This window comes from Thiorhodococcus mannitoliphagus, assembly GCF_010915725.1.
GTDB classification, from domain to species: domain Bacteria; phylum Pseudomonadota; class Gammaproteobacteria; order Chromatiales; family Chromatiaceae; genus Thiorhodococcus; species Thiorhodococcus mannitoliphagus.
Genome location: NZ_JAAIJR010000188.1, coordinates 1 through 7,895, shown reverse-complemented (window position 1 = coordinate 7,895; position 7,895 = coordinate 1). Strand labels below are relative to the sequence as shown.

Genomic DNA, 7,895 nt, shown 5'->3' with positions numbered 1-7,895 from the left:
GCATCGGGCGTCTCGACGACGCAGTGATAATGATTGGTCATCTCGCAGTAGGCGTGGCAGCGCCAGTTGAACCGACGACAGACCTCGCCAAGCAGCGTCAGCCAATCCACGCGGTCCTGATCGTCGCGATAGATCGCCTCGCGCCGATCACCGCGCGCCGTCACATGATAGAGCCCGCCAGCAAGCTCAATGCGTAGAGGTCTGGACATGGGGTAGAGCATAGGTTAACGGTGCTGGATTGCAAGACCTGACCCTGGTTCCCTTCGGATGGTGATCTTGGCGGCGGCTGATGATCGCCGTCGGTAATGAAATTGAACAACCGATTCAACCTCACCCAGGTCCAACTCGGCTTGATACGGAAAGGGATCTCATCACCAATAGTGCGTAGCTTCGGCAGCTTTGTACCATACGCCAAGGCGTATTTCCTCCGGGCCGCGTCGAGATCCTCAAGCATACCGAACACCGAAGCGTCCTGTTGATCCGCATCAGAAATTTCGCCCTTCAAGGCAAGCATGGCCAGCGCGGCGCGAAGATCTGTCGGCGGTAAGTAACGAAGATCTTCGAATATGGAGTGCAGACGAAATGCGCTGGCCTGATTTGTCAGGCTTGTAAAGGAGGCAGTGCTGACAATCGAATAGCTCCGCGCACGCTCCTGCTGCTGCGCCTCCAGCTTGTCGCACAGCGCCATCAGCTCATCCACTCTTGCGACGATGCGTTGTTGCTCCTCTACTGGCGGGAAAGGAATTGGCGTTTCTGCAATCTGTTTTCCGGAAAGATGATCAACTGTTGTGTATGCCTTGGATCCTTGCAACCGAGAAAGCCCGTCTTGGAGAGACATGGCAAGTAACGATTCAAAAATAAGTTATACAACTTAATTAATCTATATAAAACTGCAACCTATTGTTTTATAGCTATATTTTTGTTAAAGCAAAATTCATGCAAAAGAAAACATAAATATTGAATCGTTACCAACGAACTTCAATGGGGAATGGTCGTAGTGAATGAGTCGCGTGACTCGCTGATTCAGTAAAGCCTGACTCCCAGCCCAAGCACGGACGCGAAAATCTCCGTCCATTGCGATCAAGTAGTCCCCTTGCGAAACCAGGAACTCATCTCGATAGGGTCCCGAATAGTAGGTTTCGGCTGTGTCCCGCCCAACGTCACGAATCCGTATGAGAGGAATTCCTTTCCCGCCAGCGTTGAAATGACTGGACTTGAAGGCGAATCCAGCGAGGGGAAAAGCGAGCATCTCCAAGTTTACCCAACGCCAATGCGCTGGAATACTGTACGGCTTTTCCAAACTAGCCAAAGGCCTGGTACCTCTAACAACCTTGGCAAGCCCACTCTCCAGAGCTGCCGACCGGACGACACCGATTTCATCTATAGAAACGGAGATAGGTGAATCCTTCTCGTCGGGCAGAGACAATCCACCGGAAATCGCCAAATTCAAGACCAATTCTCTCAGCCGCCTAAGGCCTTCGGGCGCCTCCGCCACATAGCGGAAATTCTCCAAAAACTCCTTGACCTTCACGACCCAGCCTCTTCCATCTCGATGCGATGCCCCAACGCCTTCGCCAGCTCGTCACGCAACTGGTTCTGGGTCGCCTCGATCTCGGCGAGCAGCTTCTTGTATTTGGCCAGCAGCACGTCCGGGTCGTGGCTCTCCTCCTCCGGGGCGTTCGGGTTCTTCAGGTCCAGGTTGTAGATGGGCCAGTACAGCCGGTCGCCGGCGGCCTGGGCGTCCTTCGCTTGCTGACGCAGACCGTCGATGCGACGGCTCAGCTCGGCGAGCTGGTCCTCGACCGGCCGGCGCTTGGCAGCGTCTTTCTCGCCCCGGATCGATGCGCGTAACGCCTTGGCCTGCTCGTTGATCGCATTCGCCTGGTTAGTGTAATGCTCGGCCTCGTCCCAATGCGGCTGGGCCTTGGCAATGGCCTCGGCCTTCAGTGTTTTGAAGTCGACCCGCCAGGCTTGCTCGGTCTCGACCCGGCCCGCGAAGCCGTCGGACTCCTTACCCCACCAGTCCGCGACGGGCTGTAGCTCCTCGATGCGCAGCGGCTTGGTCTTGGAGTAGCTCTTGACGCTCGCTGGGTAGCGGTGCTCGTAGAACCAGATGTCGTCGGTCGGCCGACCACGGGTGAAGAAGAGCAGATTGTTCTTGATGCCGGTGTAGGGATTGAAGACGCCGTTGGGCAGGCGGACGACGGAGTGCAGATGGCACTTCTCCAGCAACTCTTCCTTGATCTTGGCCTTGATCCCCTCTCCGAACAGGAAGCCGTCCGGCAGCACGACCGCAGCCCGGCCGCCGTCCTCCTTCAATAGTCTGTTCACGATCAGGGTCATGAACATGTCTGCGGTCTCACGGGTCTGCATCCGGTAATCGTTGCCGGAACTCTCATCCTCCATGCCCCCGAAAGGAGGGTTGGTGATGACGCAGTCGACCCGATCGGCCTTGCGCCACTCATTCCAGCCTGTGGAGAGGGTGTTGCGGTGCTCGATCATGCTCGGCACCTCGATGCCGTGAAGCATCAGATTGGTGGTGCAGAGCAGATGCGGGAGCTGCTTCTTCTCCATGCCGCGGATGCAGTCGGCGATGGCGCGGCGGTCATCGGGACCGGAGCGATCGTCGAGCTGCTTCTCGAAATGGGCGATGGTGGCGGTGAGAAAGCCGCCGGTGCCGCAGGCCGGGTCGAGCACCGTCTCATGCTCATCCAGACGTGGATCGACACGGGCCACCATGAACTCGGTGACCGCCCGCGGGGTGTAGAACTCGCCGGCATTGCCGGCGCTCCGCAGGTCGTTGAGCACCTGCTCGTAGATGTCGCCGAGCTGGCCGCGTGCCTTGAGGTCGTGGAAGTCGATCGCCTCTTCGAGCTTCTCGATGATGCCCAGCATCAGGGTGCCGGACTTCATGTAGTTGTTGGCGTCGACGAAGACCTCGCGGACCACCTTGGCGGCGGGCTTGCCGGCCACCGGCAGCTCCTTGAGGCCGGGGAACAGGGTATTGTTGACCTAGGGGATCAGCTCGTTTGCCGGAATTTGCGGCTTGCCGTCCTTGTACGCCGCCCAGTTGCGCCAGCGGCAGTCCTCCGGGATCGCCGAGCGATAGGTACGGCCCTGATCGCGGGCGTCGTCCTCCCAGCCGTCCTCGCACTGGTCGAAGATCTTGAGGAACAGCATCCAGGAGAGCTGGCCGATGCGCTGGGCGTCGCCGTCGACGCCGTCGTCCTTGCGCATGATGTCCTGGATGGTCTTGATGGTGGTGCTGAGGTTCATGGGGTCGTCGGGTCGTCGGCGCCGGCCGCGGTGGTCGGCTGATCGAAGGGAAGCACGTCCAGCCCAGGAACACGACTGAAGTCGCCGACGTCAGTGGTCAGCAGGGCGTAGCCGTTGGCCAGCGCCGTGGCGGCGATCAAGGCGTCGTTGGCGCCCAGCGTTTGGCCTTGTCGACGCAGCGCGGCGACCAGCTCCGCATGGACGCGGGCGATTTCCAGGGTGATGTCCAGGATGGGTAAGGCCGCGAGCACGGCCTCCACCGAGGCGGATCGTCGGATACGGCGCTCCTCGGGCGTCGCTCGATGCACGCCGGCGAGCAGCTCCGATGCGGTGATGACGCTGATGGCCGCGTCGCCGTAGCGCTCCCAGGGGGAGAAGTCCAGCTTCGCACCGAGACCGCGCTCGACGCGAATCAGGACTCCGGTGTCGATGAGCAGGCCCATTGGTCGCTGACTCCATGGTGTCCGGCCTGGAGCCGGGTCGATGCCGGATTGGGATCGGTCAGTCTTCCCAGGGATCCCGATCCGTTACCAGGACGGACTGCGCATCGGCGATGTCGCGCTCGAAGGCATCCGCATCCTCTCCGAGCTTGGGGATTCGGGCGAAGATGGCGTTCAGCTCCGAGACCTTGACCGATTTCGAGGGTCCAGCCGGCACCAGGCGGGCGATGCGGCGGCCACCGCGGGTGAGCTCGAAGCTGGCACCCTGATAGGCGACGCGATTCAGGAGGTCCGACAACTGCCGGGCCGCTTGCGTGACGTTCACTTGTTCCATGGCTTGAGTCGGCCCTGTATCTCAGAAAATCTGATAATCAGTGAATCAGTGTGGTTTGTAAAGCGGCTTCGGATATCTCGTTACCCTCAGGCACTGTCTTGATAGAGCATCTGCTCGAGCTCGGTGAGTGCCTCAGAGAATTTGTCCGAACCGCCGAAGATGCCGCGGCGGATCTGGGTCTTGCTGCCGATGCCATCGAAGGGCGGCAGCTCGAGCACCCTCGGGTCTTCGATGTCGGCGATGCCGTGGTCGGCATATTTGTCCAGCAGGGCGTCGAGCACGGCGCGGGCATCTTCACCGTACTTGCCGAAGTAGTTGCGCTTGCGAACATTGTCGGCGCGCTCGCGGCGGCTCAGGGGCGGCTGGTCGAAGGCGATATGCGCGACCAGGTCGAAGACGTCCAGGGCCTCGCCGTCGGGCACGGCCTGGCGCAACGCTGCGAGCGGCACGCCTTGTCCGGCAAGCTCGTCGAGCACGGCCTGCTTGCGCTCGGCCGAGGACCAGCGGCGCAGGAAGTCGTCCAGCGAGGCGAATTCACGTCGCAAGGTCTTCCGCATCTGGTCCTTGAGCGGTGCACGGTAGTCCTCGGTGATCAGTCGGCCGTTCGCATCGAGGTACTGCGAGCGCTCGACGGCGGTCCGCACGCGCACGTCTTCGATGGTGTAACGGGGCCGCGCTTCCGGCTCGCGGACCTCGGTCGTGGCCGTGACCTCTTCAGTCGATGCTTCCAGATCGACCTCATCCCGCGGCCGGGCTCCCTCTTGGACATTCCCAGCTTCGTCGAGGGCGACGGTCTCTTCTGGTGGCACGACGGACTCATCCGGACGCGGCTCATGGACGGTGACCGGCTCGCCATCGAACTCCGGATCCTGGAACAGCCGGGTGGCGTTCTTGAAGTTCATGATGGTGAAGTAGAGCTTGCCGTAGTCCTCGCGGATACGGGTGCCACGCCCCAGGATCTGCTTGAACTGGGTCATGGAGTTGATGCTCTGGTCGAGCACGATGAGCTTGCAGGTCTTGGCGTCGACGCCGGTGGAGAGCAGCCTGGAGGTCGTCGCGATCACCGGATAGGGCTCATCGTTGTCGATGAAATAACCGAGCTGTGCCTGGCCCTCCTTGTCGTCGCCCGTGATCCGGACCACGTAGCGCCGATTCTTGGCGGCCTCGGGGATGAGATTGACCAGGGACTGACGCATGCGCTCGGCGTGGGGCTGGTCGTCGCAGAAGACGATGGTCTTGGCCATGGGGTCGGTCGCCTGGAGATACTCCCAAACCCGGCGCGCGACCAGCTCGGTACGCTTGGTCAGGATGAGGGTGCGGTCGAAGTCCTTGGTGTTGTACTGGCGCTGCTCGACCAACTGGCCGTCCTTGTCGACCTTGCCCTTCTCTGGCGTGTAACCGAGTGCATCGGCGTCGGTGACGATGCGGATGACCTTGTAGGGCGCCAGGAAACCGTCCTCGATGCCCTGGCGCAGGGAGTAGGTGTAGATGGGATTGCCGAAGTATTTGAGGTTGTATTCGGGATCCTCGATCAGGGTCTCGCCCTTGGCCGCGCGTTTTTCCTTGGGTGTGGCCGTGAGGCCGAGGTGGGTCGCCTGGTCGAAGTAGTCCAGCACCTCACGCCAGGCGGAGTCCTCGGCCGCGCTACCGCGATGACATTCGTCGATGACCACCAAGTCGAAGAAGTCCGGCGGGAACTGGCGGTAGATCTGCTTCCATTCCGCGTTGCCGGTCACGGCCTGGTAGAGGCTCAGATAGATCTCGTAACGACGCTCGACCTTGCGGTTGCGGATCTTGTGCATCACCTCGCCGAAGGGGGCGAAGTCCTGCTGAATGGTTTGGTCGATGAGGATATTGCGGTCGGCGAGAAAGAGGATGTGCTTCATCCTCTTCGCCTTCCACAACCGCCAGATGATCTGGAAGGCGGTCTAGGTCTTGCCCGTGCCGGTGGCCATCACCAGCAGGATGCGCTGCTGGCCGCGGGCGATGGCCTCGATGGTACGGTTGATGGCGACGCGCTGGTAGTAGCGCGGCTCCTTGCCGCTGCCGTCGGTGTGATAGGGCTGGGCGAGTAGCCCGCGTTGGGGCGGTGACTCGATGCCTTTCCACTGCCGATAGAGCGTCCACAGATCCTCGAAAGCGGGAAAAGCGTCCATGACAAGCTCGCGCTCGGCGGGTTGTGTGAGGCCGGTGCGATCATGTAGGAGGAACCCCTGGCCGTTACTGCTCACGGCAAAGGGCGCGTCCAGCATCTCGGCATAGTCCAGCGCTTGCTGCATTCCCTGACCGACCGGGAAAAGCGCCCGCTTGACCTCGATCACTACCAGCGGGATGTTGCCATAGGCGTACAGCACGAAATCTGCCCGCTTGGGACCACCTTTCACGCCGGGATTCTGCAGGCGGTAGGCGAGATTGCCGCGAACCATGACCCGCCCCGCCGTCAGGGGCACCTCTTCGCGGAACTGCTGCTGGGTCCAGCCAGCGGCAATCAGTGCTGGGATGACGCGCTTCGTACAGATGTCCCGCTCGCTGAGGTCCGCGATTTCCATAGACCCTCTCGAATAGCACTTGACGCCCACGGCGATCCAGACGCCCTGAAAGCCAGCCTATTACGCCTTATTCGATGGCCGCAACAATGAAATGAGTCATCGACTCTTGCCAACTCGACTGATCCGCGGCGCCTCCACCGCATAACGGGCGATGGCGGGCAGCGGACGAACGCCGTCGGATTCGAGCCTGGCCAAGCCCAGGCCCGCCAGTCGCTCGGCGGCCTCCCGGCAGAAGGATTGTTCGGCATCGGGCTCCTTGGCGGCCTTCTTCCAGTAGCGTCCGAACTGCTCGGTCCAGCCCCGATAGGCGGCATGGAGACTGGTCCAGGATTGCGCTTGATCTTGGGACAGGTGCTCCGCGAGATGTCCGGCCATCAATAGGGTGATGTGTCCTTCCGTGCCCTCGGAGGGCATGCGCTGGTCGGCCAGCTCACCGTCCGGGTCCACCATGGCGATGCCCTCGGCGCGCATCTCGGGGACCAGTCCGGTGGCCTCCTGGATGCGCTGGACGATGGCGTGGCGCTGGTTGAACAGATAGGCCCGCTCGTCCTCGTCCAGCGCGTCGTAATAGAGCACCGGGTCGTCGAGCAGACGCTCGGTGAGGCGCTGGCGCAGCTCGCGGTTGCGGGCCTCAGGGGTGTCGGCGACGAAACGGGCGGTGATGGCGCCGATGCGCTGATCCAGGGTGTCCTCCGGCTGTTCCAGGGTCCCGACCAGGGACGGACCACGCCGGGTCACCAAGAGGGCGGAGAGGACGTGGCGGTCGATGTCGTAGAGGACGTCCTGGCTTTCGTTCTTGATATAGGCGTCCTCGTTGCCGGCCACTCGGACCAGCACGCCGAGGTTCAGCAGGAGACGGACAACGGCCACCAGATCGCGGCGATCTTCCTGGGTGCGCAGTTCGAACACCAATCCGCTGGCCACGACACCGGGCTCGGCGGACTGGTCCATGGCGGCCTTGCCCAATCGACCCAGGGTGCTCTGCATCTCGCCGCGCTCCAGGCCCGCCAGCACCAGGCACAGCAGGGCGTAGCGGCGGCGCGTGAAATCCAGATCCACCGGGCGTTTGCCGGGGCGGGCGGCACGGCTGCCGTCGTCGTGCTCGGGTGCGGTCTTGGCCAGACGCGCGAAGTCGGCCTCAAGGCGCAGGTCCCAGCGGGTCTCGCTGTTCAGCCAGTCCCTGAGCCAGTCGACATGGCGTTTGACCAGCCGGTAGGCCGGGTGATCGGCATAGAGCAGGGGCTGCATCAGCAGGCCACGCATGGCCCGGCGCCGTTCATCGTCGCGAAGTTGGGT

General features: G+C 62.0%; 8 protein-coding genes and 1 pseudogene. All 9 read right to left on the bottom strand.

What is annotated here, in order from left to right:
* Positions 1 to 209 (bottom strand): transposase (locus tag G3480_RS24120; RefSeq protein ID WP_206171869.1); only part of this gene is annotated, 209 nt, incomplete at its 3' end.
* Positions 161 to 838, bottom strand: coding sequence for a restriction endonuclease subunit S (locus G3480_RS24115; protein WP_164656780.1), 678 nt, complete (start codon positions 836 to 838; stop codon positions 161 to 163). The genes G3480_RS24120 and G3480_RS24115, both read right to left, overlap by 49 nt.
* A gap of 96 nt (positions 839 to 934) precedes the next feature.
* The gene (locus tag G3480_RS24110; protein ID WP_164656779.1) at positions 935 to 1,531 is read right to left on the bottom strand and encodes a restriction endonuclease subunit S domain-containing protein; all 597 of its coding nucleotides are present in this window, start codon (positions 1,529 to 1,531) and stop codon (positions 935 to 937) included.
* The gene (locus tag G3480_RS24105; protein ID WP_338114217.1) at positions 1,528 to 2,973 is read right to left on the bottom strand and encodes an HsdM family class I SAM-dependent methyltransferase; all 1,446 of its coding nucleotides are present in this window, start codon (positions 2,971 to 2,973) and stop codon (positions 1,528 to 1,530) included. Before G3480_RS24105 ends, G3480_RS24110 begins: the two co-directional genes overlap by 4 nt.
* A gap of 39 nt (positions 2,974 to 3,012) precedes the next feature.
* Entirely contained in the window at positions 3,013 to 3,276 is a 264-nt protein-coding gene (locus G3480_RS28660; RefSeq protein ID WP_240906026.1) for a type I restriction-modification system subunit M N-terminal domain-containing protein, read from the bottom strand.
* Positions 3,273 to 3,719, bottom strand: coding sequence for a type II toxin-antitoxin system VapC family toxin (locus G3480_RS24100; protein ID WP_164656778.1), 447 nt, complete (start codon positions 3,717 to 3,719; stop codon positions 3,273 to 3,275). The genes G3480_RS28660 and G3480_RS24100 overlap by 4 nt, the downstream gene beginning before the upstream one ends.
* A 58-nt stretch (positions 3,720 to 3,777) precedes the next feature.
* Entirely contained in the window at positions 3,778 to 4,050 is a 273-nt protein-coding gene (locus tag G3480_RS24095; RefSeq protein ID WP_164656777.1) for a type II toxin-antitoxin system Phd/YefM family antitoxin, read from the bottom strand.
* Between the two features lie 86 nt (positions 4,051 to 4,136).
* A pseudogene (gene hsdR / locus G3480_RS24090) lies at positions 4,137 to 6,599 on the bottom strand (EcoAI/FtnUII family type I restriction enzme subunit R).
* A gap of 96 nt (positions 6,600 to 6,695) precedes the next feature.
* A partial coding sequence (locus tag G3480_RS24085) for a TIGR02678 family protein (RefSeq protein WP_164656776.1) occupies positions 6,696 to 7,895 on the bottom strand: 1,200 nt, incomplete at its 5' end.